24 protein-coding genes are annotated in these 24,898 nt (G+C 54.9%); 13 read left to right on the forward strand and 11 right to left on the reverse strand.

The features are described 5' to 3' along the window. Nucleotides 1-19: 19 nt before the first annotated feature. Genes gatB through gatC form a run of 3 tightly spaced genes read right to left on the reverse strand, consistent with a single transcriptional unit; the run spans nt 20 to nt 3,289 of the window. Nucleotides 20-1,519, reverse strand: coding sequence for an Asp-tRNA(Asn)/Glu-tRNA(Gln) amidotransferase subunit GatB (gene gatB / locus JCM17844_RS06715; RefSeq protein WP_150000247.1), 1,500 nt, complete (start codon nt 1,517-1,519; stop codon nt 20-22). Between the two features lie 5 nt (nt 1,520-1,524). Beyond that, nucleotides 1,525-3,000: an Asp-tRNA(Asn)/Glu-tRNA(Gln) amidotransferase subunit GatA gene (gene gatA, locus JCM17844_RS06720; RefSeq protein ID WP_150000248.1), complete on the reverse strand. Its 1,476-nt coding sequence runs from the start codon at nt 2,998-3,000 to the stop codon at nt 1,525-1,527. 1 nt (nt 3,001) lies between these two features. After that, entirely contained in the window at nt 3,002-3,289 is a 288-nt protein-coding gene (gene gatC, locus JCM17844_RS06725) for an Asp-tRNA(Asn)/Glu-tRNA(Gln) amidotransferase subunit GatC (protein WP_150000249.1), read from the reverse strand. Nucleotides 3,290-3,533: 244 nt separating this feature from the next. Here gatC and JCM17844_RS06730 point away from each other — a divergent pair, with 244 nt between their 5' ends. The 11 genes from JCM17844_RS06730 (at nt 3,534) to ureG (ending at nt 12,723) form a co-directional block, all read left to right on the forward strand. Then, the gene (locus JCM17844_RS06730; RefSeq protein ID WP_150000250.1) at nt 3,534-4,691 is read left to right on the forward strand and encodes a DUF3089 domain-containing protein; all 1,158 of its coding nucleotides are present in this window, start codon (nt 3,534-3,536) and stop codon (nt 4,689-4,691) included. Then, the gene (gene ruvX, locus JCM17844_RS06735) at nt 4,688-5,161 is read left to right on the forward strand and encodes a Holliday junction resolvase RuvX (RefSeq protein WP_150000251.1); all 474 of its coding nucleotides are present in this window, start codon (nt 4,688-4,690) and stop codon (nt 5,159-5,161) included. The genes JCM17844_RS06730 and ruvX overlap by 4 nt, the downstream gene beginning before the upstream one ends. Before the next feature lie 247 nt (nt 5,162-5,408). Then, nucleotides 5,409-7,559 (forward strand): ATP-binding protein, encoded by a 2,151-nt coding sequence (locus JCM17844_RS06740; protein WP_150000252.1) that lies wholly within the window; start codon nt 5,409-5,411, stop codon nt 7,557-7,559. A gap of 59 nt (nt 7,560-7,618) precedes the next feature. Continuing rightward, nucleotides 7,619-8,470, forward strand: coding sequence for an urease accessory protein UreD (locus JCM17844_RS06745; protein ID WP_210431527.1), 852 nt, complete (start codon nt 7,619-7,621; stop codon nt 8,468-8,470). A gap of 3 nt (nt 8,471-8,473) precedes the next feature. Further along, nucleotides 8,474-8,776, forward strand: a complete 303-nt coding sequence (locus JCM17844_RS06750) for an urease subunit gamma (RefSeq protein WP_150000253.1) — start codon at nt 8,474-8,476, stop codon at nt 8,774-8,776. A 21-nt stretch (nt 8,777-8,797) separates the two neighbouring features. Next, nucleotides 8,798-8,977 (forward strand): hypothetical protein, encoded by a 180-nt coding sequence (locus JCM17844_RS06755; RefSeq protein ID WP_210431528.1) that lies wholly within the window; start codon nt 8,798-8,800, stop codon nt 8,975-8,977. Next, nucleotides 8,974-9,279 carry an urease subunit beta gene (locus JCM17844_RS06760; RefSeq protein WP_150000254.1) on the forward strand — a complete coding sequence of 102 codons (306 nt, stop codon included), beginning with the start codon at nt 8,974-8,976 and terminating at the stop codon, nt 9,277-9,279. Before JCM17844_RS06755 ends, JCM17844_RS06760 begins: the two co-directional genes overlap by 4 nt. Beyond that, a complete protein-coding gene (ureC, locus tag JCM17844_RS06765) occupies nt 9,279-10,988 on the forward strand; it encodes an urease subunit alpha (protein ID WP_150000255.1) in 1,710 nt (569 codons plus the stop codon). Before JCM17844_RS06760 ends, ureC begins: the two co-directional genes overlap by 1 nt. Before the next feature lie 7 nt (nt 10,989-10,995). After that, nucleotides 10,996-11,469 carry an urease accessory protein UreE gene (locus JCM17844_RS06770; protein ID WP_150000256.1) on the forward strand — a complete coding sequence of 158 codons (474 nt, stop codon included), beginning with the start codon at nt 10,996-10,998 and terminating at the stop codon, nt 11,467-11,469. After that, nucleotides 11,414-12,100 carry an urease accessory protein UreF gene (locus tag JCM17844_RS06775; RefSeq protein WP_210431529.1) on the forward strand — a complete coding sequence of 229 codons (687 nt, stop codon included), beginning with the start codon at nt 11,414-11,416 and terminating at the stop codon, nt 12,098-12,100. Before JCM17844_RS06770 ends, JCM17844_RS06775 begins: the two co-directional genes overlap by 56 nt. Continuing rightward, a complete protein-coding gene (gene ureG / locus JCM17844_RS06780) occupies nt 12,097-12,723 on the forward strand; it encodes an urease accessory protein UreG (RefSeq protein WP_150000257.1) in 627 nt (208 codons plus the stop codon). The genes JCM17844_RS06775 and ureG overlap by 4 nt, the downstream gene beginning before the upstream one ends. A 51-nt stretch (nt 12,724-12,774) precedes the next feature. Here ureG and queE read toward each other — a convergent pair whose 3' ends face one another. The 3 genes from queE to JCM17844_RS06795 are packed head-to-tail and all read right to left on the reverse strand — an operon-like array spanning nt 12,775 to nt 16,323. Beyond that, nucleotides 12,775-13,416 carry a 7-carboxy-7-deazaguanine synthase gene (queE, locus tag JCM17844_RS06785; protein ID WP_150000258.1) on the reverse strand — a complete coding sequence of 214 codons (642 nt, stop codon included), beginning with the start codon at nt 13,414-13,416 and terminating at the stop codon, nt 12,775-12,777. Next, entirely contained in the window at nt 13,413-14,120 is a 708-nt protein-coding gene (queC, locus tag JCM17844_RS06790; RefSeq protein WP_150000259.1) for a 7-cyano-7-deazaguanine synthase QueC, read from the reverse strand. Before queC ends, queE begins: the two co-directional genes overlap by 4 nt. 31 nt (nt 14,121-14,151) lie before the next feature. Beyond that, on the reverse strand, nt 14,152-16,323 hold the full coding sequence (locus JCM17844_RS06795; protein WP_210431530.1) for a TonB-dependent receptor: 2,172 nt from the start codon (nt 16,321-16,323) through the stop codon (nt 14,152-14,154). Nucleotides 16,324-16,557: 234 nt separating this feature from the next. Between JCM17844_RS06795 and JCM17844_RS06800 the strand changes: the two genes are divergently transcribed. Continuing rightward, nucleotides 16,558-18,381, forward strand: a complete 1,824-nt coding sequence (locus tag JCM17844_RS06800; protein ID WP_150000260.1) for a M13 family metallopeptidase — start codon at nt 16,558-16,560, stop codon at nt 18,379-18,381. A 78-nt stretch (nt 18,382-18,459) separates the two neighbouring features. Here JCM17844_RS06800 and thrC read toward each other — a convergent pair whose 3' ends face one another. From thrC to JCM17844_RS06815, 3 genes are read right to left on the reverse strand one after another with little or no spacing between them, the layout of a single operon-like run. Beyond that, the gene (gene thrC, locus JCM17844_RS06805; protein WP_150000261.1) at nt 18,460-19,464 is read right to left on the reverse strand and encodes a threonine synthase; all 1,005 of its coding nucleotides are present in this window, start codon (nt 19,462-19,464) and stop codon (nt 18,460-18,462) included. Next, nucleotides 19,347-19,826, reverse strand: a complete 480-nt coding sequence (locus JCM17844_RS06810) for a PALP domain-containing protein (RefSeq protein WP_150000262.1) — start codon at nt 19,824-19,826, stop codon at nt 19,347-19,349. Before JCM17844_RS06810 ends, thrC begins: the two co-directional genes overlap by 118 nt. Further along, nucleotides 19,826-20,785: a homoserine kinase gene (locus JCM17844_RS06815; protein ID WP_150000263.1), complete on the reverse strand. Its 960-nt coding sequence runs from the start codon at nt 20,783-20,785 to the stop codon at nt 19,826-19,828. The genes JCM17844_RS06810 and JCM17844_RS06815 overlap by 1 nt, the downstream gene beginning before the upstream one ends. A 224-nt stretch (nt 20,786-21,009) precedes the next feature. Here JCM17844_RS06815 and JCM17844_RS06820 point away from each other — a divergent pair, with 224 nt between their 5' ends. Beyond that, entirely contained in the window at nt 21,010-22,074 is a 1,065-nt protein-coding gene (locus JCM17844_RS06820) for a GGDEF domain-containing protein (protein ID WP_210431531.1), read from the forward strand. Between the two features lie 105 nt (nt 22,075-22,179). Here JCM17844_RS06820 and JCM17844_RS06825 read toward each other — a convergent pair whose 3' ends face one another. Beyond that, nucleotides 22,180-23,787, reverse strand: coding sequence for a TonB-dependent receptor domain-containing protein (locus tag JCM17844_RS06825; protein ID WP_210431532.1), 1,608 nt, complete (start codon nt 23,785-23,787; stop codon nt 22,180-22,182). Then, on the reverse strand, nt 23,784-24,716 hold the full coding sequence (locus JCM17844_RS06830) for a TonB-dependent receptor plug domain-containing protein (RefSeq protein WP_235898948.1): 933 nt from the start codon (nt 24,714-24,716) through the stop codon (nt 23,784-23,786). Before JCM17844_RS06830 ends, JCM17844_RS06825 begins: the two co-directional genes overlap by 4 nt. Nucleotides 24,717-24,898 lie beyond the last annotated feature (182 nt).

The following is a 24,898-nucleotide window of genomic DNA, read 5'->3' on the forward strand; positions in this document are numbered from 1 at the left end:
TCACCGGTTAGAGCGCCAATCACTCAGTCAATTTGCGCATCAAAATTTCATTGACCACTGCAGGATTGGCCTGTCCGCGGCTTTCCTTCATCACTTGCCCGACGAAAAAGCCCACGACCTTGGTTTTCCCGGCTTTAAATTGCTCGACCTGAGCCGGATTGGCAGCCAGAATCTTGTCCACCATGGCTTCCAGGGCACCGGTATCCGATACCTGCTTGAGCCCTTTTTCCTCGACGATTTCCGCCGGATTACGGCCACTTTGCAGCATCTCTTCCAAAACCTCTTTCGAGGCCGATCCGGAAATGGTGCCATCAAAAACCAGCGTCAAAAGCTCGGCCCCTTGAGTGGGGGTGATAGGGCAATCGGACAAGGATTTTCCAGCCTTGTTCAACTGGCCATAAAGGTCCGACAACATCCAGTTGGAAGCCTTGGGCGCCAATTTTTCCACCGGGCTATCCACGCCTTTTCTCAGGGCATCCAGCAAGGTTTCAAACCAGTCGGCGCTTTCCTTTTCCCCCACAAGGGTGGCGGCATTATAATCGGGCAGCCCCCAATCCTTGACGAAGCGCGCCTTTTTGGCGTCCGGCAGTTCTGGCAAGCTGGCACGGGCTTCTTCGATATACGCATCGTCGAATTCAAGCGGCAGCAAATCAGGATCAGGAAAATAGCGATAATCATGCGCTTCTTCCTTCGAGCGCATGGACCGCGTTTCCCCCTTATTGGGATCGAACAGACGGGTTTCCTGATCGATGCTGCCGCCAGCTTCCAGAATATCCACCTGACGGCGGGCTTCATATTCGATGGCCTGCATCACAAAGCGCACGGAATTGACATTCTTGATCTCGCAACGCGTGCCAAAAGGCTCACCGGGGCGACGCACCGACACATTCACATCGGCACGCATGGAGCCCTGTTCCATATTGCCATCGCACGAGCCAATATAGCGCAGCATGGTACGCAATTTCCGCACATAAGCCCCGGCCTCTTCCGGCGACCGCATATCCGGTTTCGAGACGATCTCCATCAAAGCCACGCCAGAGCGGTTGAGATCGACCAGCGTATAGCGCGGATGCTGATCATGGATGGATTTCCCCGCATCCTGTTCCAGATGCAGCCGTTCGATACCGATGCTTTTGGTCGCTCCGTCCTCAAGTTCCACCAGCATTTCGCCTTCGCCCACAATGGGGTGCGCGAACTGGCTGATCTGATAGCCTTGCGGCAAATCGGCATAGAAATAGTTTTTACGATCAAAGCGCGAGAATTTGTTGATCTGCGCGTCCAGAGCCAACCCGGTGCGCACGGCCTGACGCACACATTCCCCATTGATCACCGGCAACATACCGGGGAAGGCAGCATCCACAAGGCTGACATTGCTATTGGGTTCCGATCCGAACTGGGTCGATGCCCCGGAGAACAGCTTGGCCTGAGAGGTCACCTGTGCATGAACCTCAAGCCCGACAACGATTTCCCAATCGCCGGTAGCCCCCTGCACGATATAGTTTTTTGCGTCTTTGCTCATTGCGGTCAGCTCCACCATGTCTTGGGCTTGGCCGTAAAGGCAGCGGCATCTTCCATCACGCCAGCCACCTTCAGAACCGTCTCTTCATCAAAGGCTCGCCCAAGGATTTGCAAGCCCAAAGGCAAACCTTCCGCCGACAAAGCCGCCGGGATCGAAATACCCGGCAGCCCTGCAAGGGACGCGGGCACCGTGAACACATCGTTCATATACATGGCCAAAGGATCCTGCTTTGCCCCAAAGCCAAAAGCCGCACTGGGGGCCGTGGGGGTGAGGATCGCATCTACCTTTTCATAAGCGCGACGGAAATCATCGGCGATCAGCGTGCGGATTTTCTGCGCCTTCAGATAATAGGCATCATAATATCCCGCCGACAGCACATAGGTGCCGATCAGGATACGGCGTTTCACCTCGTCACCAAAACCTTCGGCACGGGTTTCTCCATACATCTCGGTCAGGCCATCGCCGGACTTGAGCGGCGCCCGATGGCCATAGCGCACACCATCATAGCGGGCCAGATTGGACGACGCTTCCGCCGGGGCCACGATATAATAGGTAGGCAAGGCATATTTGGTGTGCGGCAAGGAAATATCGACGATCTGCGCCCCCCTATCGCGCAACCACGCCATGCCCTGCTGCCACATATCTTCGATTTCGCGGGGCATATCTGCGGAATGATACTCTTTGGGAATACCGATTTTCAGGCCGCGAATATCCCCCGTAAGGGCTGCTTCATAATCGGGCACCGGCACATCGACGCATGTGCTGTCTTTCACATCATGCCCGGCCATAGCCCCCAGCATAATCGCCGCATCGCGCACCGATCGGGTGATCGGCCCCGCTTGATCCAAAGACGATGCAAAGGCCACCATGCCATAGCGCGAACAACGCCCATAGGTAGGCTTCAAACCCACCGTGCCGGTAAAGGCCGCCGGCTGACGAATCGAGCCGCCGGTATCACTGCCGGTGGCACAAGGGGCGATGCGGCCCGCAACAGCGGCCACGGACCCGCCTGAAGATCCACCGGGAACCGTATCCGTTTCCCCAAGCCGCCACGGATTTTTCACCGGACCATAAGCACTGGTTTCATTGGACGATCCCATGGCGAATTCATCCATATTCACCTTGCCCAGCATCACGGCGCCATTGTCCCACAAATTCGCGGTCACAGTGCTTTCATAAGGCGGCGTGAACGGCTCGAGCATATGGCTACCGGCGGTGGTGCGCACATCCTTGGTGCAAAACAGGTCTTTCACCGCCACGGGGATACCGGTCATGGGCTTTGCGTCACCGGCCTTGAGGCGTGCATCGGCCGCATCGGCCATTTCCAACGCCCGCTCAGGGGTTTCGGTGACAAAAACATTCAACGGCTTTGCCGCTTCCATTGCTGCGATGGAAGCCTGCACAAGCTCGCGGGCGGATAGATCGCGGGCCGCCAGCCGGTCGCGGGCCTCTGCGATGCTCAATTCATTGAGATCGGACATATTATTCAATCACTTTTGGAACTGCAAAAAAGCCGAATTCGGCATCGGGCGCATTGGACAGCACATCGTCGCGCTTATTGCCATCGGTCACCTCATCGGCCCGCCAATGCAGACAATGATCCACCACACTGGTCATGGGTTTCACGCCGTCGGTATCCACCGCAGACAATTGTTCAACCCAATCAAGAATATTGTTCAACTCGCCCGCCATTGGGTCCAGTCTGTCTTCATCGATGCGAATGCGCGCAAGTTTGGCGATCCGCTTTACCGTCGCTTTGTCAACCGACATCGTCTTCCCATTTTTTCATGACCGCGTGGCAGCCCCACGCAATTGCGGCGAAAACTACACGCTGACAGCCCCCCACGCAAGGCAAGCTGAACGGCTTTTGCTGCTTGCGTCATTGTGGCGATAGCGCAACAAAGAAGAAGATGCGTGTATCGACGGCTCAGGCGTCTATAAGACAATCGTCAAAAACGCCGGACAAGCGGGCGGCAAGCGACCGAACAGGCTGGTGAATCAGAAAGGCAAACTCATGGCGCGGCTATTTCTATATATCGTTTCAGGTCTTGTGGGGCTCGCCATTCTAGGCGGAGCGCTGCTTTATGTATTTTGGGACGAGGCGCAAATGGTGGCCTTGGCACAAATGAAGCCGGAAACATCGCTGGCAGACGCCCCCAAAGCCCCCGCCCCCGATTATGCGAAGGCCGAAAGCTGGGCGGCGCGGCCCGGTGCCGATGACAATGCCCGCGTTACCCCACAAGGCGTAGAGCCGCTGTCGCTTATGGAAGCGGATGTGTTTTTCATTCATCCCACCAGCTATCTGGGCACCAGCTATTGGAATGCTCCCATCGACGAACCGCAGGCCACGGCCAGTCTGCCGTCGATTTTAAAGGCGCAAGCCAGCCCCTTTGCCGCATCGGCCCGTATTTTTGCCCCGCGCTACCGCCAAGCCTCTTTCGGAGCATTTCTGGCCGCCAATAGCGATACGGTTGCCGCTTTGATGCTGGCTTATTCCGATGTGGAAGCCGCGTTCGACCACTATCTGCGCGAAGACAATAAAGGGCGGCCTTTCATTCTGGCCGGCCACAGCCAAGGCGCCCTTTTGGGGAGTTTTTTGCTCAAAAACCGCATCAATGGGACGGATCTGGCGGACCGAATGGTGGCCGCCTATTTGCCCGGCTGGACATTTTCTTCCGTGCAGGATCTGGGTGCACTCCCCGATATTGGTGCCTGCGAAACCGCCTTGGATACAGGTTGCATGATCAGCTGGCAGACCTTTGGCGAAGAGGGCGACCCCTCTTATCTGGTTGATGCCTATAACCAACAATTCGGTTTGAGCGGCTTGATGAAAGCCGGAACGCCCATGCTATGCCAAAATCCCGTCACTTGGGAACGGGATGGGGCGGCCCCGGCTTCTCAACATATGGGGGCTGTTCCCCCCGCCCCAACGCCCGACGCCGCCTTGCCCGCGCCGATAAATCCGGGGCTGGCAAGCCGCTGCGGCGACGATGGGTTCCTTTATATCACCCCTGCACCGGGCGAGCCTTTCACGCGATTTTTGCTGCCGGGGCAGAATTATCATGTATACGACATTCACCTGTTTTCCATGAATGTGCGGGCCAATGTGCGCGACCGCATCGCCGCATGGTATGAAAGCCACCCAAGCGCCGCTCTGGATGCCGCTCGATGATCGGGGAACTGCACCAACTTTCCGCGGCACTCTCTCATGGGCAGCGGGTTTTGGGCTTTGATGTGGGCACCAAAACCATTGGCCTTGCCTTGTCCGACCGGTCGCTGACCATCGCCAGCCCTTTGGAAACCATTCGGCGCACCAAATTCAGCGCCGATGTAGAACGGTTACGCGCCATCATCGCCGAGCACAAGATCGCCGGCTATATCATCGGCCTACCGGTGAATATGGACGGGACGGAAGGCCCACGCTGCCAAGGGGTGCGGCAATTTGCCAAGAATCTCGATGAAAAACTCCCCCTCCCCGCGGCCTTTTGGGACGAACGCCTGTCAACTGTGGCTGTGGAACGCATGCTGATCGACGCGGACAGAAGCCGCAAACGCCGCGCCGAACTGGTGGATAAGCTGGCCGCCGCCTATATCTTGCAAGGCGCGCTAGACGCTCTTCGCAATCAAGGCCCACGGCTTTAAACGCCAAGGCAACGCCGGAACAACCAAAGTCTGCACGGCCTTTCATGGGGGGGAGCACGGCTCTCCCTATGAAGGACATGCCTATGGGCAGGCTCTTTGCAATAAGCCAAATTATTCCGATATAGAATGACAGATAATACAATCTTTTGGGGTTTTATTTTAGAAATATTCGCGCGTTATTTTTTTATTAATCTCTTGTCGGGAGGATACTGCAGGTTGAACCACCCCACAAAAGGCGGCCTGTCGCATGGGAAAAGCACTGCATTCCGGCCAGATGAACACGCGGATATCATATCTCCGCTATGGCCTGATTGTTGTCTTTGTGGTTCTAAGTGCCGTTATTTTTACCGTCTGGACGGTGCATAGCACCTACCGCGATGCGCATGTCCGGATGCGCTATGATATGGCGGCAACCGCATCCTCTATCACCCATGGATTGCGTGCTCTTGAACTTGTGATAAGCACGGTGGCCGAGCATGTGGCAGCCTCGGGCAGAACGCAGGACCGGCAACCCTATCTTCAAGCCGTTGTGGCGCGTTTACCGCAAATGCGCACCATCGCCATCATCCGTCCCGATGGGGTGATCGACACAGATCTCAGGCCCGGCCAGCCCGCCAAGGGCATGATGGTTCTGGACCGCGATTATGTTCAGGCGCATCTCAATGGGTTTGACGGCCCGTATTTCTACTCTCCCCCCATTCGCAGCCGTCTGGATGGTCTCACACAAATCACCATTTCCCGTGCGGCTCGCACCGCCGATGGCCGTTTGGTGGCCGTCATAGCCGCAAGCATCGACGATCATTTCTTCTCGCAATGGCACGGGCAATTCGGCCAAGGGAAACTGTATCAGGCCCGCATTTTGTATCGGGACGGACGCACCCTTTACAGCTTTGACTCTCGAAGAGAAGTACAGCCCCGTCAAAAGGGGCTTTTTTATCGGATCGCGCGTCTGGCGGATCTTCCACATAATCTCGACAGCCAGCACATCCCCATTCTCTATACGGATTTCAGCATCGAACTGCATTTATCCGAACAGTCCTATCTGCAGGCTGCGGCTCTCAAATTGCCAAGCGGCTATATGGTCATCGGGATGATTGCTCTTTTGCTGTTTGCCATGATGCGTTTTCGCGCCTTTGCAATGCAGCAAAAAAGAAAAGCGCGGGAAGAAAACAGGCTTTTAGGGGCGCGCCTTCGGGCCCTTTACGACACCGCGCCCGATGCCATCATCACGGTGGACAGCCAGTTGAAAATCATCGAATTCAACAAGACGGCCGAAGAGATGTTTGGCTGGAAAGCCAGCGAAATTCTGGACCTACGTTTGAAAGATCTGCTGCCAATCAACAGCAAAGACAACCATGATGATGTGGCGCGCAATTTCATGCACACCCACACCGGCACCCATCGTTTCGTTCTGGACCGCACGGTGGAAGCCCGCCACCGGGATGGCCATCTTTTCAAAGTCCGCATCAGCTTGTCGCGGGTCATTCTGGATACCGGGCCGGTTGTTATGGCCATCATCCGTGATGTTTATGAAATCGAAAGAATGAACAGCCGCCTTTTGGAACTCTCGCGCGACCTGCAAAAACAAACCCGTGCAGCCGAAGAGGCCAATGAAGCGAAATCCCAATTTCTCGCCACCATGAGCCATGAATTGCGTACACCCTTGAATGCCATTATCGGCTTTTCACAGATGATCGAAGAAGAGGTCTTCGGCCCCGTTGGTCACGAAAAATACAAAGGCTATGTAGGCGACATCCACAAAAGCGGCCAGCATCTGCTGTCCTTGATCAATGATGTTCTGGATCTGTCCCGGCTCGAACATGGAGAAGACTCTCTGACCATGGAGCCGGTCGATCTGCGCCCCGCCATTGCCAAAGCGCTTATCCAGATGCGCCCCTTGGCCATCCAGAAAAAATTGCGCTTGCGGGTCAAGATCGACCGGGACCTTGCACCGATACAGGGCAATCGCCGTGCCATTCACCAGATTTTGCTGAATCTGTTGTCCAATGCCATCAAATTCTCGGCCAAAGGCAAGCGTATTCTGGTGAGCGCCAAACGCGAAGACGCCAATCACATCACGCTCAGTGTGGAAGATCAGGGCTGCGGCATTCCGGAACATAAAATTGCCCTGCTTGGCCGCCCCTTTCAACGGCTTGAAAAAAACAGCCACCATGCCAATGAAAACGGTTTGGGCCTTGGCCTTGCCATTTGCAAACGCCTCGCCAACGATATGGGCGGCACTCTTGTGATATTCAGCCAGGAAGGAAAGCAAACGCGGGTTCAACTGACCCTCACTCCCGCGCCCTTAAACATGGAGCAGCCCCAGCCTCCGGGCATCCATATGGAGCATGCCCCAAGCCGACACGCCCACGAGGTTACGCTTCAAAGCTTGCATTAAACCCAATAGCGCACCAATCTGGCTCCGTCCTATAATTATCTAAAATAAAGACCGTACAGATGAGCGCCGTTCATCCCCATTCAACGCGAGGGCAAGCCACGCCGGATGCATCGCAGCCCCGCGCAATCGGTACGGGGGTTGTTCGTGTAAAGGCAGATGACAAAGGTCGTACGCGGTTGATGACCTTGCACCAGTCGGGGTCATTGAAAATGGTTTTTCCCAACACCCATCGCCGCCATATGGATGCTGTTTTGATCAATACGGCAGGCGGCATCACCGGGGGAGACCGGTTCGACATCAGCGCTCAGGCCGATGCGGGGGCACGCCTGACACTGACGACGCAGGCTTCGGAAAAAGCCTATCGCGCCCAAATCGGCGAGATCGCCCAACTCACCACGACATTGACCATAGAAAAAGACGCCCGATTGAACTGGCTACCGCAAGAGATGATCCTGTTCAATCATTGCGCCTTGCACCGACGGCTTATGATCAACATGACGCAATCGGCGCGGTTGCTGATGGTTGAACCATTGGTATTCGGACGGACGGCCATGGGGGAGCGATTGACCGATTGTATTTTCCGGGACAGAATTACCGTTACCCGCGATCATCGGCCGATCTATCTCGATGGGATGGATCTTTCCGGTGACGCCGCTGCCTGCCTTGCGCGTCCGGCTACGGCAAATGGGGCCGGGGCGATGGCCAGCCTGTTGTTTGTTGCGCCCGAGGCTTCGGCTAAACTGGGCCAGATACGCGCAATGCTGCCCAATTCCGCAGGGGCCAGCATGATTGCCGAAGATATTTTGGTGATGCGCCTGCTTGCGACAGACAGCTATGAAATGCGAAGATCTTTGATACCGGTCCTTGACTATCTGTCCCAATCCGCCCTGCCCTTGTCATGGAGACTATGAGACATGCAATTGACCCCCCGTGAAAAAGACAAATTGCTGATTGCCATGGCCGCAGAAGTCGCCCGCAAACGTCTGGCTCGCGGTGTAAAACTGAACCACCCCGAAGCCATTGCCCTGATCACCGATGCCGTTGTGGAAGGGGCGCGCGACGGGCGCTCTGTTGCCGATATGATGGAAGCGGGTGGGCAGGTGGTCCGCCGCGATCAATGCATGGAGGGTGTCGCCGAGATGATCCCGGATGTGCAGGTGGAAGCCACTTTTCCCGATGGCACCAAGCTGGTCACCGTGCACAATCCGATCCGTTGAGTTGATTAAAGGAGATTCTCGATGAAGCACCGATTGATATATCCATGCGCCGTTCTTCCTTTTATCGCTTGGGGATCCACGGCCTTTGCCCATGATGGTGCGCATATGCACCCCCACGGGATCGATCTGCTGTGGATTCTGGTGGGTGCGGGGATCTGTGCATTCCTTGCCGCAGCAGGCTATAAAAGGATGCGCAAATGATCCCCGGTGAAATCTTTCCTGCCCCGGGAGAGATTATCCTGAATACCGATCGCCCGGCCATCACCTTGATGGTCGCCAATAAAGGGGACCGCCCCATTCAGGTGGGTAGCCATTATCATTTTAGCGAAACAAACCCGGCATTGGATTTCGACCGGTCTGCCGCCAAAGGCATGCGCCTTGATATTGCAGCGGGGACCGCCATCCGCTTTGAACCGGGGCAGCGCCGCGAGGTGCAGCTGATCCCCTATGGCGGGAAGCGCCGGGTTTTCGGTTTCAATGGTCAAATCATGGGAGATCTGTGATGCCGACGGCCATTCCACGCGCGCAATATGCGGCCATTTATGGCCCCACCACCGGCGACCGCGTCCGTCTTGCCGATACCGACCTGATCATCGAGGTGGAACGCGATCTGACCCTTTATGGCGAAGAAGTGAAATTCGGCGGCGGCAAGGTGATCCGCGATGGTATGGGGCAATCCCAGATCAGCCGTGCCGATGGTGCGGTGGATACGGTCATCACCAATGCGCTGATTGTCGATCATTCGGGGATTTACAAAGCCGATATTGCCCTGAAAGACGGGCTGATCCACGCCATCGGCAAGGCGGGCAATCCCGACACCCAATCGGCTGTGGATATCATCATCGGCCCGGGCACCGAGATCATTGCCGGAGAAGGCCGGATAGTGACCGCCGGCGGGATCGATAGCCATATCCATTTCATTTGCCCACAACAGATGGAAGAGTCGCTGCATTCCGGTGTGACCACCTGTTTCGGCGGCGGGACCGGCCCGGCCCATGGCACGCTGGCCACCACCTGCACCCCCGGCCCATGGCATATCGGGCGGATGTTGCAGGCGTTGGACGGCATTCCAATGAATGTCGGTCTGGCCGGCAAAGGCAATGCAAGCCAGCCCGCCGCGCTGGTTGAAATGGTAGAAGGCGGGGCCTGCGCATTGAAACTGCACGAAGACTGGGGCACCACACCCAAAGCCATCGATTGTTGCCTGTCTGTGGCCGATCAAATGGATGTGCAGGTGATGATCCATACGGACACGCTGAATGAAAGCGGCTTTGTTGAAGAGACTGTCGCCGCCATGAAAGGGCGGACAATCCATGCCTTCCACACCGAAGGGGCGGGCGGCGGTCATGCGCCCGACATCATCAAGATTTGCGGTGAAGACTATGTCTTGCCATCCTCGACCAATCCGACCCGTCCTTTCACGGTAAACACGCTGGAAGAACATCTGGATATGCTGATGGTGTGCCATCATCTGGATAAATCGATCCCCGAAGATGTGGCCTTCGCCGAAAGCCGCATTCGCCGCGAAACCATCGCCGCCGAAGATATCTTGCATGATATGGGGGCCTTTTCGATCATCGCGTCCGACAGTCAGGCCATGGGACGTGTGGGGGAAGTCCTGATCCGCACATGGCAAACGGCAGACAAAATGAAAAAGCAGCGTGGGCGTTTGCCGGACGAAACCGGTGACAATGACAATCTCCGCGTCCGGCGCTATATTGCGAAATACACCATCAATCCCGCCATTGCCCAAGGTGTGGGACATGTGCTTGGCAGTATTGCCGTGGGCAAACGCGCCGATCTGGCTTTATGGTCCCCGGCCTTTTTCGGTGTAAAACCGGAGATGGTTTTGCTGGCAGGCACGATTGCCGTGGCGCAAATGGGCGATCCCAATGCTTCGATCCCAACGCCGCAACCGGTTTATTCACGGCCGATGTTCGGGGCTTATGGACGGTCTTTGGAGCAATCCAGCATCAGCTTTGTATCGGAAGCGGCGCAGGCAAGCGGCGTTCGTGAGCGCCTTGGATTAACCAAGCAAACCGTCGCTGTTATGAACACGCGCACAATCGGTAAAAAGGATATGCTCCTTAATGATGCCACCCCGCATATAGAGGTGCACCCCGAAACCTATGAGGTGCGCGCCGATGGGGAATTGCTGACCTGCCAACCCGCTGACACCCTGCCCATGGCGCAACGTTATTTCCTGTTTTGAGGCCCCAATGACAAAGAGAGCACTCGCCCAGAAGCTGCACCGTGCGGGCCAATGGTCCGGCGCTGCGGCGCGGTGCGAACTGGATTATGCCGCCCGTTTTGTGCGGCGCAAACAACTGGTCACCACAGAGGGTCAGTCGTTTCTGATTGATCTGACACACACTAGCTCGCTCAATCATGGCGATGCGCTGGAGCTTGAAGATGGCCGTCTTGTCGAGATCATTGCCGCACAGGAGGATTTGTTACAGGTTCGCGGCCCAGATCTGCCGCGCCTTGCATGGCATATCGGCAACCGCCATACGCCCTGCCAGATCAATAACGACCACCTGCTGATCCAGAATGATCCCGTTATCGGCCATATGCTGACACATCTCGGCGCAGAGATCAGCCATGTCACTGCCCCCTTCACCCCCGAAGGCGGCGCCTATGGACATGGCCGCACCCATTCCCACAGCCATGGGGCCACCGCCCATGATCTGTGATGCCCTGACATTGGCACAGTGGTTTTCACCCAGCTTTCCTGTTGGCGCATTCGCTTATTCCCATGGTCTGGAAACGGCCATACAGGATAAACGTATCCGCACGCCCAAAGATCTTGAGGACTGGCTTGTGGATATTTTGCTTCAGGGCAGCGGACGCAATGACTGCATCCTTTTGCGCATGGCCTATGCCTGCGACCATCCGGCGGATCTGGAGCATGTGGATGCCACCGCACGGGCCTTTGCACCCAGCGCCGAACGTCTGCGCGAAACGCATTTACAGGGAACGGCCTTTAGCGAAACCGTGCGGGCGGTCTGGCCGGGCGAACAACCCGATCTGTGCTATCCCGTCGCCATTGGCTATGCGGCGCGGCGCATGGGCCTCGACCTGTCCTTGACGGCGGCGCTCTATCTGCAAGCCGTTATCGGCAATCTCGTTTCCGCCGCCATTCGCCTCGTGCCCCTGGGCCAGACCGATGGACAGGCCATTCTGGCCGCCCTGACCCCCTTATGCCGCGATATTGCCGCACAAACCGAAGGCAAAACACAAGACGACATGCACAGCATGGCATTTCTTTCCGACATTGCGGCGATGACACATGAAACGCTGCCCCATAGGATTTTCCGCTCATGACTGCATTGAATGGCCCTTTGCGCCTAGGGATTGGCGGCCCCGTTGGCGCAGGAAAAACCTCCTTGACCGCCGCCATCGCAAAAGCCCTGCACCCTGCCCTGTCACTGGGCGTCATTACCAATGACATCTACACACAAGAAGATGCTGAAGCGCTGATGCGGTTGCAGATTTTGCCACAAGATCGCATTATCGGTGTGGAAACCGGCGGTTGCCCCCATACGGCAATCCGCGAGGATGCCTCGATCAATCTTGCCGCCATTGCTGAAATGCGTGCCCGCCATCCCGATGTGGATCTGGTGCTGATCGAAAGCGGTGGCGACAATCTATCCGCTACATTCAGCCCGGAATTGGCAGATGTGACCCTCTATGTGATCGATGTGGCGGCAGGCGAAGATATTCCGCGCAAGGGTGGACCGGCCATCACAAAATCCGACCTGTTGGTCATCAATAAAACGGATCTTGCGCCGCATGTGGGGGCATCGCTTGAAATCATGCGCCGCGATTGCCTGAAAATGCGCGGCGAAAAGCCTTTTGTTTTCTGTTCGTTGCGCTCCGGCGACGGCGTTGCAGAGATTTTAGAGCAGATCGCCAAGATTGGTGGAATATCTCCGATCCAAGCATAATGACAGTGTCTTTTGCACTATAAAACACCAGAAACGGACCATGTGGATTGGTCAGTCAATGCCCACATATTTATGGGTTTGCAGACATAGCCGCCATTGGGGATGGCGCATGCAATAATCCACCGCTGCGCTTGTATTGGCTTCACGCTGCGGATTGTCCATGGGTTGCAGGAAGAAGTGCTGAAAAGAAAGCCCTGCATAGCGTTCCGGTTCTGCACCCGATTGCGGGTAGACCAGCTTTAATTCGTCGCCGGTTGTCAGCACCAGCTCTGCCCCTGCTTTGGGGCTGACACAGATCCAGTCCAGCCCCTCGGGTGCTGCTTGGGTGCCATTGGTTTCCACCGCAATCTCGAACCCGGCTTGGTGCAGCGCGTCGATCAGGGACGCATCAAGCTGCAACAAAGGCTCGCCACCGGTACAAACAACCAAGGGCCGCGCATTGGGCTGTTCTTGGTGGGGCCATGTTTTGGCAACCGCATCCGCCAGATCTTGCGCCGTTTTAAATTTGCCGCCTCCCGAACCATCGGTTCCTACAAAATCCGTATCGCAAAATTGGCAGATGGCGTTTGTGCGATCCTTTTCCCGTCCGGTCCACAGATTGCAGCCGGAAAAACGGCAGAACACTGCCGCGCGGCCAGAGTTTGCCCCCTCGCCTTGCAAGGTATAGAAAATTTCCTTGACGCTGTAGGTCATATGTCCCTGTAGCGTGTGGGGTCGCTGATCCCCGCGGCTTTGAAGCCTTCGCGCCGCAACAGGCACGCATCGCAGCCGCCACAGGCCCGCCCTTGATCATCGGGATCATAGCAGCTTGTGGTTTGTGCATAATCCACATCCAGCCTTGTGCCTGCCAACACAATCTCGGCTTTCGACATATGAAGAAGCGGCGTCCGGATTTCAATGCGTCCCTCACCGGACCGTCCAAGCGATGTGGCCAGATTGGCCATCTCTTGAAAGGCCTTGATATAATCGGGCCGACAATCGGGATAGCCGGAAAAATCCACCGCATTCACACCGATGAAAATATGCCGGGCCTTGCGCACCTCTGCAAAAGCAAGGGCATAAGACAAGAAGATCGTATTGCGGGCAGGCACATAGGTAATGGGGATGCCTGTATCCATTTCCTTGGTAGAGCGCCCTTTGGGAACATCGATATCCGCTGTCAGCGCACTGCCGCCAAACAGCGCCAGATCAATATGCGCGACTTTATGTTCCACCACATCAAGGCTTTTCGCCACCCGGTCAGCGGCTTGCAACTCGGCTTTGTGGCGTTGTCCATAATCGAAGGACAGCGCATGAAGCGCAAAACCATCGGCGCGCGCCATGGCACCAACGGTTGCAGAATCCAGGCCGCCCGAAAGCAACAGGATCGCAGGGGGGGATACTGTATCGTTTGTCATGGCCGGTCAGTATCCCATGCCGGCAGCGCGATCAAGAGACATCGCCACCAACATGGGAATCCTGCGCCTGTACCCAGCCTTTAAAAGCGGCCAACGATCGTGAAGCGTGCGTTGATAGCTCGCCGGTCGAAATATTGGTGTTGCTATGGGCGTCCGGATAATAAGTCTCGTCCAGAAGGTTCTCTACATTCACCTGAAGACGAAGATTGTCACTCAATTCATAATAGAGAGCGGCATCAACGCGGATGAAATCCGGCACTTTCACCGCATTGTCCTCCCGCACGAAATAGCTGTCTTGATAGGTTGCACCAAAACCAATGCCAAATTTGTCCGTGATAGAGACATTATTCCAAAGTGAAATCATGTTTTCAGGTGTCTGCCGGGTTTTGTTGCCATCATTGCCCCCGCCATCTGCCTGCTGCACCTTGCCATCAAGATAGCTATAGCCCGCCGCAATCGTCCACCAGTCAGCAAGTTTGCCGTTGAGCTGAAATTCAAAGCCCTGTGTCTGGGATCCTTCGACCACGATAATCTGCCCCGGATCATCGGGATCGACCGAGGTAAAGCTGGAACGGTCAAGGTCGAACAGCGCCGCCGTGATGCTCAGATCGGGCCGGATATCCCACTTCAAGCCCAGTTCCGTGTTCTTGAAGGATTGCGGACGCGTGCTTTCCGTATCCAGATCAAGAGTCAGGAATTGATCGCCCGAGCGCGGCAAAAATGTTTCGCTATAACTGGCATAGGCCGAGATATTTTCGGCAGGCTTCAAGATCGCCCCCAAGCGCGGCGTGAATTTCTCGTCCACCCGTGAAAAATCGCCATTCACCCCATCACCGTCATTTTGCTCGATAATATCAAGCACATCGATGTCGAAACGGTCATAACGAACGCCGCCCACCAGCATCAGCCAGTCGGTCACATCGATCTGGTCTTGTAGATAAACCGATGCGAACTGAACCTGCGATTCCCGATCCCGTACAAGATTGGAGAAAGAGAATTCCGGAATATCGAGCGGATCTGTGAAAGCGATGGTGATCTGGTCATCGCCATTGGCGGCAAACACATTGTCGTTCCGCGCATTGTCCGTATCCTGATCACCGAATTCCCCACCGAACAGAACCGTATGACCGAATGGTCCGGTCTTGAATTCGCTGACCAAGTTCGTCTGGATTATGAGATTCTGGCGGTCGGTGAAATCCTGATAGCCATCCAGTTGAACCTGTAGCGGCAAACCGGTACCGATCGACACGGCGCTATTGGCGAACAGATTCTGATAGAGCTTGTCATAATCGGCATATTGCACGGTCAGATTCCCGCGCAGGGAATCGGTGAATGTATGATCGACCCGTGCCTTCGCAATATGGGCCTGAAGCGTTGTACGATTCCCGTCCGGCGACCCAAAAAAGGTCTTCTTGAAGCCTTTCAAAGGCACATTCGGACCGTTCTCCACCACTTGGGACGGAACACCGCGATCAACGACCCGATCATCATCCACATATTCATAAGACAGCAAAACATTGGTGTCAGACGAAGCCTTGAAGGCGAAAGTCGGATTGATGGCAAAGCGCTCGCCGCCAAAGAAATCCCGGTGATTGTCCAGTTCTTCATAGAAGCCATTCAGGCGCAAGGCAGCGGTTTCGCTGACCGCCATATTAACATCGCCGGAAATATTATAAGACCCGAAAGTGTCGATGCTGGAGGAAAATCCGGCGAACTGATCGTCGAATTCCGGGCTTTTGGTGACACGGTTAACCACCCCGCCACCGCCGCCGCGCCCGAAAAGAAGCGCATTGGACCCCCGCAGGATCTCCACACGCTCCAGATTGTAAAGCGGACGGAAATACTGGACATCATCGCGCAAGCCGTCGATGAAAAAGTCCGCCGTTGTTTCAATACCGCGAATAATGATCGCATCCCGATGCCCTTCGCCTTGGCTGATGGACAACCCCGGCGTATAGCGCAGCACATCGCCCAGATTGGTGAAAGACTGCTTCTCTATCTGATCGGCGGAAATGATCGACAGACTTTGGGGGATGTCGATGATCGGGGTCGGCGTCTTGACGGAATCGAGCTTGTCCAAAGAGAGATATTTTCCATTGACGACAATCTCTTCGATTTTGGTTTCGGCCTCTTCAGCCAAAGCTGTGCTTGCACAGATGAGCACGGCAAGGCTGGCGCCCCCAAGACGACGATATACAGGCATTAAGGAAGACTCCTGTTTGCGAATAATTATTAACTGCAGGCAGAACTATGCCTTCTAAGAGTGAGTGTCAATCTTAAATTTGGCCGGATCAGATAAAAATTCGCGCCTTATAAAAAAACAAAGCGCTTCGCCGGGTCTCATGCACCGGGATGGCTTGCAAATTGCCACAGGGGCAGTAGTGTTTTAAAATCTGCGCCACGATGCAGCTGCAAATAGCAATCTGAGGATAAAGCAATGACAATAAGAGCACTCTTGCTCGCCGGGGTCTGTCTGGGAACATTGGCCGCCTGCGATAACAAGCCCGCCAGCGAGAACACGGAAACCACAGCCGTTGAACACACGACCGCATCGGCAGAGCTGGGCACATGGGGCGTCGATCTGGAAGCCCGCAACACCGAGATCGATCCCGGTGATGATTTCTTCCATTATGCCAATGGCACCTGGCTCGATAATTTCGAAATTCCGGCTGACAAAACCAGCTATGGCGCCTTTACCGTCCTGCGCGACCGTTCTGAAGAGCGTGTCAAAACCATTATCGAGAAGCTGGCATCGGAAACCTTCGAACAAGGCACCATCGAGCAGAAAATTGCCGATTATTATGCCAGCTTCATGGATCAGGATACGGTGAACGCCAAAGGCATCTCTCCCTTGCAGCCATTGCTGGACGAGATTGCCGCCATCGAAACCAAAGACGATCTGATCAAGATGTTCGGCCGCGCTGGCCGTGAAGGCCTTGCCGCCCCCATTGATGGCGGGATCGGCATCGACCGGGTGAACCCGGATCGCTATATGGTCAATATCGGCCAAAGCGGCCTGACCTTGCCTGATCGTGATTATTATCTGGCCGATGACGAGCGCTTCCAGACCATTCGTGCAGCCTATGAAAGCCATATCGCCGAGATGCTGGCCTTCACAGGAACAGACGATACAGAGGAAAAAGCCAAAAACATTCTGGCAATGGAAACCGAAATCGCCACCCATCATTGGCCCCGCGCCGAATTGCGCAACCGCGATAAGACATACAATGTTTATACGCTGGCCAAGCTGGATGAAGACTATCCCGGCATGGATTGGAAAGCCTTTTTTGAAGCGGGCGGTATCACCGACCTTGAAGAACTGAATGTTACCACCCCCAGCGCTATCCAACCGCTGATTGACGTGATCGACAACACCCCCATCGACACATGGAAAGCATGGCTCACCTATAAAGCCGTTACCGGCCATGCTCATTTGTTGTCCAAAGAAATCGACGAAGCCGATTTTGCCTTCTTCGGCAAAGTGCTCTCCGGGCAACCCGAACAGCGTCCGCGCTGGAGCCGTGGCGTCAATCTCGTTGGTGGCGGACAAGGTCTGGGCGAAGCCATCGGCCAAGTTTATGTGGAGCGTTATTTCCCCGAAGATTCCAAGACCCAAATGGTCCAATTGGTGGAAAATCTGCGTGAAGCCTATCGTCGCCGCATCGAAAAGATCGACTGGATGGGCGAAGACACCAAGAAAGAAGCCTTTGACAAGCTAGCCTCTTTCAATCCCAAAATCGGTTATCCCGACAAATGGCGCGATTTCTCGGATGTCAATATTGTCCCGGGCGAACTGTTCAAAAACGCCAAAGCCGTCTCCGACTTCTTCTATGATGACCAGATTGCCCGTCTCAATGATCCCACCGACAAGGATCGTTGGTTCATGACTCCGCAAACGGTCAACGCCTATTATAATCCGTCCTGGAACGAGATCGTGTTCCCGGCAGCCATTTTGCAACCTCCGTTCTTTGATCCCAATGCGGATCTGGCGGTGAATTATGGCGGCATTGGCGGTGTGATCGGCCATGAAATGGGCCATGGCTTTGACGATCAGGGATCGAAATCCGATGCCAAAGGGGTTCAACGCAATTGGTGGACCGATGAAGACCGCGCCAATTTCGATGCCCGCACCAAATCGCTTGGCGGCCAATATGATTCCTATGAGCCTTTGGAAGGCCAGTTCGTCAATGGATCCTTGACCATGGGCGAGAATATCGGCGATCTGTATCTTCCACCGGAAGAGCGCGTCGGAATCTGGTAAACACCAGCGGCGTAACGAGTCATAGAAAAAGGGGCCGCTTTGGCCCCTTTTTTGCTGTTTGAAAGAATTTTCAGGCCTTTAGCCGATGGCGGTCCGCACCGCATCCAGCGTGGGATCAACCACGTCAAAGCGCTCTTCACGCTGAAACAGATCCCGCAAGGAAGCAGGAACAGGCGGCGCAAAGCCAAGAGCACGCTCGACCGCTTCGGGGAATTTCGCCGGATGCGCCGTTGAGATGGATATAATCTCAAGCTCCCCTGCGTGTTTGGCATATTGTGCGGCATGAACCGCCACCGCCGTATGGGGATCAATGATACGATCGGTCTTGGCATAGGTTTCGGCAATGGTAGACAGGATCGTCTCGTCATCCACCGACATGGCTTCCAAGGTCAAAGGCAAAGCCTCCCGCCATTTTTCAGGCAAGGATAGATGCCCGTTTTTCGCGACACCCTCCATTTGTTGCGCTGTTCGCGCAGCATCGCACCCATTCAACAGATAGAGCAAACGCTCCAGATTGCTGGGAATCTGGATATCCATGGCCGGGCTCAAGGTGTGGCGCACATCGCCGCGATCCGTTTCACCCGTCGAGAAAATCCGGCTCAGGGCATCATTGGCATTGGTGGCGACAATCAAATGCTTGATCGGCACCCCCATCTTGGCGGCAATAATCGCTGACAGGGCATTCCCGAAATTGCCGCTGGGCACAGAAACCGCGAATGGGCGGCCCATTCTGGCCCCCATATGCACATAATAAGCGGTTTGAAACAGCAAACGCCCCCAATTGATGGAGTTCACCGACAAGACCGATTGATCCTTGCATGCCGATCGCTCTGCCAAAAGCGCCTTGGCGATCCGTTGGCAATCGTCAAAACTGCCTTTCAAGGCGATATTTTGCACCCCCTCATCGTCGATTGTAGTCATCTGCCTGCGTTGCACAGGAGACACCCGGCCATCAGGATGCAAGATCACAATTCTTGTATTGGGCTTGCCACTAAAAGCGGCAATGGCAGCGGAACCGGTATCGCCCGATGTTGCCCCCAGAATGAACAATTTTTTCCCGCTATGGGCCGATAACTCTGCCAAAAGCTGCGATAAGGCTGCAGGCCATAATCTTTAAAAGAAAGCGTTGGCCCGTGATACAGCTCTAAAAGCCACTGCTTTGGCCCCAATTGATTAAGGGGGGCAATGGCCGGATGGCGAAACCCCGCCAGTGCCTTTTCGGCAATGCGGCCCCAACTGTCGGCGCTCACCTCGCCATCGGCGAAAAGTGTGCCCACATGCTGCAGCGTGTCGCCATAGCTGCCTGAAGCGAGCGCCGCCAGATCAGCGGAAGAAAGCCGCGGCCATTCTTTTGGCAGATAAAGCCCGCCTTCAGGGGCAAGCCCGCTGGCCACCACCTGTGAAAAGCCACAATCCAGATCGGCACGGGTGCTGGTATAGCGCATCAGAAAATCCCTTTTCCAGCGGTTGTCATCTCAAAAAACAGGTCCATGCGGGAGGCGAATTCCTCCGGGTCTTTCTCAAGCACCATCGCCCCCTCCTGCGGGTAAAGGCGGTCATAAAGGCGGGTCAGGGTAAAGCGCACAGACGCGCCAAGACACAAAAGCGGTAAAGCCGCCCGCTCATCGGCAGATAGCGGATGCACGGCACTATATCCGGCAATCATCGCCTCTGCGCGCTTGGGGATGAAGCGGTTTTGCCGATCAAAACACCAAGACGTCAGGCACACCGCCAGATCATAGGCACGCAGTTCATCGCAGGAAAAATAGAAATCAATAAGCCCGCTGAGCTTTCCTTCATGAAAAAACACATTGTCCGGGAACAGATCGGTGTGGCACGAGCCTTTGGGCAAATGATAAGGCCAGAACTCGGTCAACCAATCAAGGGCGCGCAAAATATCCGCCAAGCGCTTTCGGGCCGCTTGATCCGCCGCCTGTTCGCAGCTTTCCGCCAAACTTCCCCAATTGGACAAGCCATAAGGATTGGGCCGAAAGCCACCATAGCCTTGCGCCCCCTTGTGCAGTCCGGCCAGCCCCTTTCCCGCTTCCCGGCACGCATCCACGCCGGGATCTGTCAAAGAGCGCCCTTTCAAAAAGCTTACAATCAATGCCGGTCGGTCGCACAAACCTTTCAAATATGCGCCCGTGCAATCTGCGATAGGGCTGGGCACAGCAACACCCCGCGCATCAAGCTGTCGCATCAGGCCCACCACATAAGGCAAGGCATCAGCGGGGGTGCGCCGCTCGAACAATGTCAAAACAAACAGCCCCTGCGTGGTTTCCAATTTGTAATTGGTATTTTCCACACCTTCAGCGATGGGAGACAGGTGCACAGCCTCGCCCAGATCATAATCTGCGAGAAATTGTGTGAGGTCCTGATCTGAAACTTTGGTGAAAACAGCCATGAATGCTCGAATACAATGAGAATATGGGCAGCATAATGGACATAAAATTAGGCAATGATGCAAGAGGGCAGATGGAATATTGCGAAAACCTGCACCCACAAATGATAACTTGCTATAATTTGATAAAAATTGCCATAAATTGAAATGTAAAAAGTCATACTGCCAATCTTTTTTTAACCCTGCTCTGTCACAAAGATATAGAGGAAATGCTTCGAGGACCCCTTATGACTGCGGACGGCCTGGATCCAGCACGAGAATTCGCACAAAGTGCGCTTCAGCTCATGGAGCGTTTCCACATTCCGCCAACGCCCCAAAATTATCAGATCTGGTATAGCTATGCTGCCGGCCGCGACCCGGAATTAAATTCCGCCATCAATATCCTCATCAGCAACAAGCGGGACTTTACCGAAACCCGTTGCGCTGAAATTGCCGAACAATTCTTTGGCATTGGCCGGGGCAGCAAAGAAGTCCATGAAGCAACGGAACGCTTGCACGACCTAGCCAATACCATCATCAAGCATGTGAGCACTGCGAAAAAAGGCAGCTCACATTTTGGCAAGCAGGTGGCCACGATTTCATCGGATGCAAAGAATGTATCAACCACCGAAGAGATCGAACGCTTGGCATTGGGGTTGATAAAAGAAGCGCATGTCATCACCGAAATGAGCGCCACGATCGAAAAAAACCTCAATACCACCGGGGGGGAGATCACGGCTCTGCGGCGCTCTTTGACCAGAATGCGGAAAGAGGCCACCACCGATCCACTGACCGGCCTTGCCAATCGACGCGAATTCAACAATTTCCTGAAAACATCGGCAGTGATTTCCGGCGAAACCGGTGCACCCATGTCGCTGATTATGTTTGATATCGACCATTTCAAACACTTCAACGATCAATATGGCCACCGCATTGGTGATGAAGCACTGAAAATCGTCGCATCCAAGCTTAAGCTGGTTTTAAAGGGCAAGGACCTGCCCGTGCGCTATGGCGGCGAGGAATTCATCGCCGTTCTGCCTGAAACCCCTTTGGAAGATGCCCGAACCGTGGCGGAGCATATCCGCACGGCCCTGTCGGGAAGCAACCTTAAAAACCGGATCACTGGCGAACATTACGGGAAAATCACCGCGTCCTTTGGTGTCGCGGTTTTCTCCCTTGGGGAATCTCTGGAAGATTTTGTTCAACGGGCCGATGAAGCCCTGTACCGCGCCAAGCGCGATGGCCGCAATCGAGTTGAAATCGCCACGGATTCCGATCTGCAACATCACAGCAGTGATAGCATCAGCGCCTGAAACGATTGTCCAAAGCCGTTTGGCCTCTCCGCCTAGAACCGGCGCGCCCAAAAAAAAGCAAAGCCGGGCGCAAACCCGGCTCTGCATATTGTTTAATACCCGATTTTAGAAATTGAATTCGAAACGGGCATAATAAAAACCACCATTCAGGCCATAGGCCAGCCCACGCAGCGGAAATTTGATATTGCCAAATTCACCACTTGGATCGCCGACAATAAACCGCAAGGGAGAATTATCCGCCAGCTTGTTGGGTTTTTCATCCAACAGATTATTGGCACCCAAAGCAAATTGTGCCCAATCCGTCAGCTTGTAGCGCAGTTCCAGATCAACCAGCACCGCAGAACCGGGCCGCAAGCGATCTTCATCGGCAAGTCCCAGCGCATCAATGGCCGCAGGTGGGAAGCCCAATCCTGCTGCCGTGAAGAAGCTGGTTTCCGTGCTACCGAAATAGTTGAACCGCAAAACACCACCCCAACGATCTTTTTCATAGTTGAAATTGGCGTTGGCGCGCACACGGGGCTGCCCGCGTTCGATGAACACTTCGGAAGGATCAGGCAACAAGAAGGCCGGATCCACACCGGTTGGAGCCGTTACCTTTTCCACGGTGGTTTTATTATAGTTAAAGGCAAAGGTCGAAGCGAGAGATCCACCGGCAATTTGCGCCGTATGGTTCAGCACCACATCAATGCCCTTGGTTTCCGTATCGATGGCATTAGAGAAGAAATTGGCCTGTCCGATACCGCGATCAAGCAAGAATTGCTGGGCATCAGGCACCGCATCCAGATCGGCCGGACGCAAAGGATTCCCCAAAACGATCCGGTCGTCAATCTGGATCAGGAAAGCATCCACGGTCACTGTCAGATCATCCATGGGCTCCCACACGAACCCGGCGCTATAGCTGTCGGATTCTTCAAGTCCCAGATTGTCGATCCCGAAAAATCCCGGAAAATCCGTTCCCACAGCGGCCAGCAAGGTTTCCGTAAGACCGGCAGCGCTGGCATTGGTGGCCACCTGCGTAAAGCCAATTTGCTGCAAGGAGGGTGCCCTGAAGCCGGTGGCAATGGCGCCACGTACAGCGAAGTCTTCAGAGATTTCAACGCGGGAACTGACCTTCCATGTCAGCTTGTCACCCACATCCCCATAATCCTCGAACCGCGCGGCAGCCCCCAGTGTCCAGATATCACCGAAGGTCGTTTCAAGATCAACATAGATGGCATAATTGTCTCGCCCGGAAGTTCCTGCCGTTTCGGGCCGGAAACCGGGAAAGGCCTGGAAGCCGCAGGTTGCCGCCGTGTTGGGATCAACAATCGAGGGAATGAAGCGGTTTTCCGGGCTAAGCCCGCAAGAAAAGCTATCCAGCTCCCCTTCTGTGATACGGAAGGTTTCATCACGATATTCCGCACCAACCGCCACATAAAGCGTATCGGGCAGCAAATCGTTGATTTCACCGGCAATATCCGCATTGAAGGTGGCTTGCTCAAACTCCAATCCACCGGAAAAGCCCGAAGTGGGGCCGACATTGGCAATGATTTCCGCATCGGTGGCGCCGGGATTGTTATTAAAAAAGTCTGCGGCGATAGACACATTGGGGGCATCTTCCACCCGCAAATCATAACTGTTCTTGCCATAAACGGCCGACACATCCCACGACCATCCACCGGCCAGTTCGCCCCTGAAGCCGCCTGCCGCTGAAAGATCTTCGGATTCGTTCAAATCACGCGGCAAAAATCCTTCAGGGAAGCTTGCGGAATGGCCCGCGCCGGATTGTTGGTGAAACGATAAAAGCCTGCGCCCAAGGCTTCATTATAAGAATAGCCGCCAAAGCTATAAATCTCGACACTATCCGAGATGGGGGCTGCCATATTGTACCACAGCATATAGCCTTCGGTATCCGATTCCCCCATCTGGAAACGGCGATCCCCGAAGAATGGGCTGATATCGGCACGGTTGGTGGGCTCTCCATTGCGGTATTCCGCCGTGAAGTTGATGAAACCGCTATCGCCCAAAGAAAAGCCGCCATTGCCCTGGAATTGATAGCTTTCCCCGTCACCTGCATAGGTTTGGCCCACCTGCGCCGACAGGAAAAATTCGTCAACACTGTCTTGCAATTCCACATTGATCACACCGGCAATGGCATCAGAGCCATATTGCGCCGCCGCGCCATCGCGCAGAATTTCGACACGCTTGATACCGGCCGTGGGAATGGCATTAAAATCGGTGCCGGTGGCTCCCTCTCCCACGGTGCCCGACAGGCCCAGAAGCGACCGCTGATGACGGCGCTTGCCATTCACCAAAACCAGCACCTGATCGGGGCCAAGCCCGCGCAAGGTGGCAGGACGGAACAGATCGCTGCCATCGGAAATCTGCGTCCGTGAAAAATTGAACGAGGGGGCAAGGGCTTGCAGCATCGGTCCGAATTCGGTGAAGCCGTTTTGTCGGATGCTTTCCACATTGATCACATCCACAGGAACCGCCGTATCGGTCGCCGAGCGCCCTTTCACACGGGTTCCCAGTGTTACGATTTCCTCGATATGTTCGGAAACGGCCTCTGTGCTATCATCGGTTTGGGCCACCGCAGTGCTCGCCATCAGGGCGATAAACGGGGCCAAAGCCGCAGTAGATAGCAACTTCTTCTGTTGCATGTTTTTCACTTTTCGCTCCTCCGATTATTTTCTTTTCCTGTCACGCCAGATTTCTTAAAATTTTCCCCGCGCAACAGCGCGCAATAACCTTAATACTTTCAGTGAAATAACGCGATTATAAACGCATATTTTTAGAAAAATTCGCATAAGTGTTGCGCAATGCGCACTTTGCTTTTCATCTG

Source organism: Iodidimonas gelatinilytica, assembly GCF_008579125.1.
GTDB lineage: Bacteria > Pseudomonadota > Alphaproteobacteria > Sphingomonadales > Rhodothalassiaceae > Iodidimonas > Iodidimonas muriae.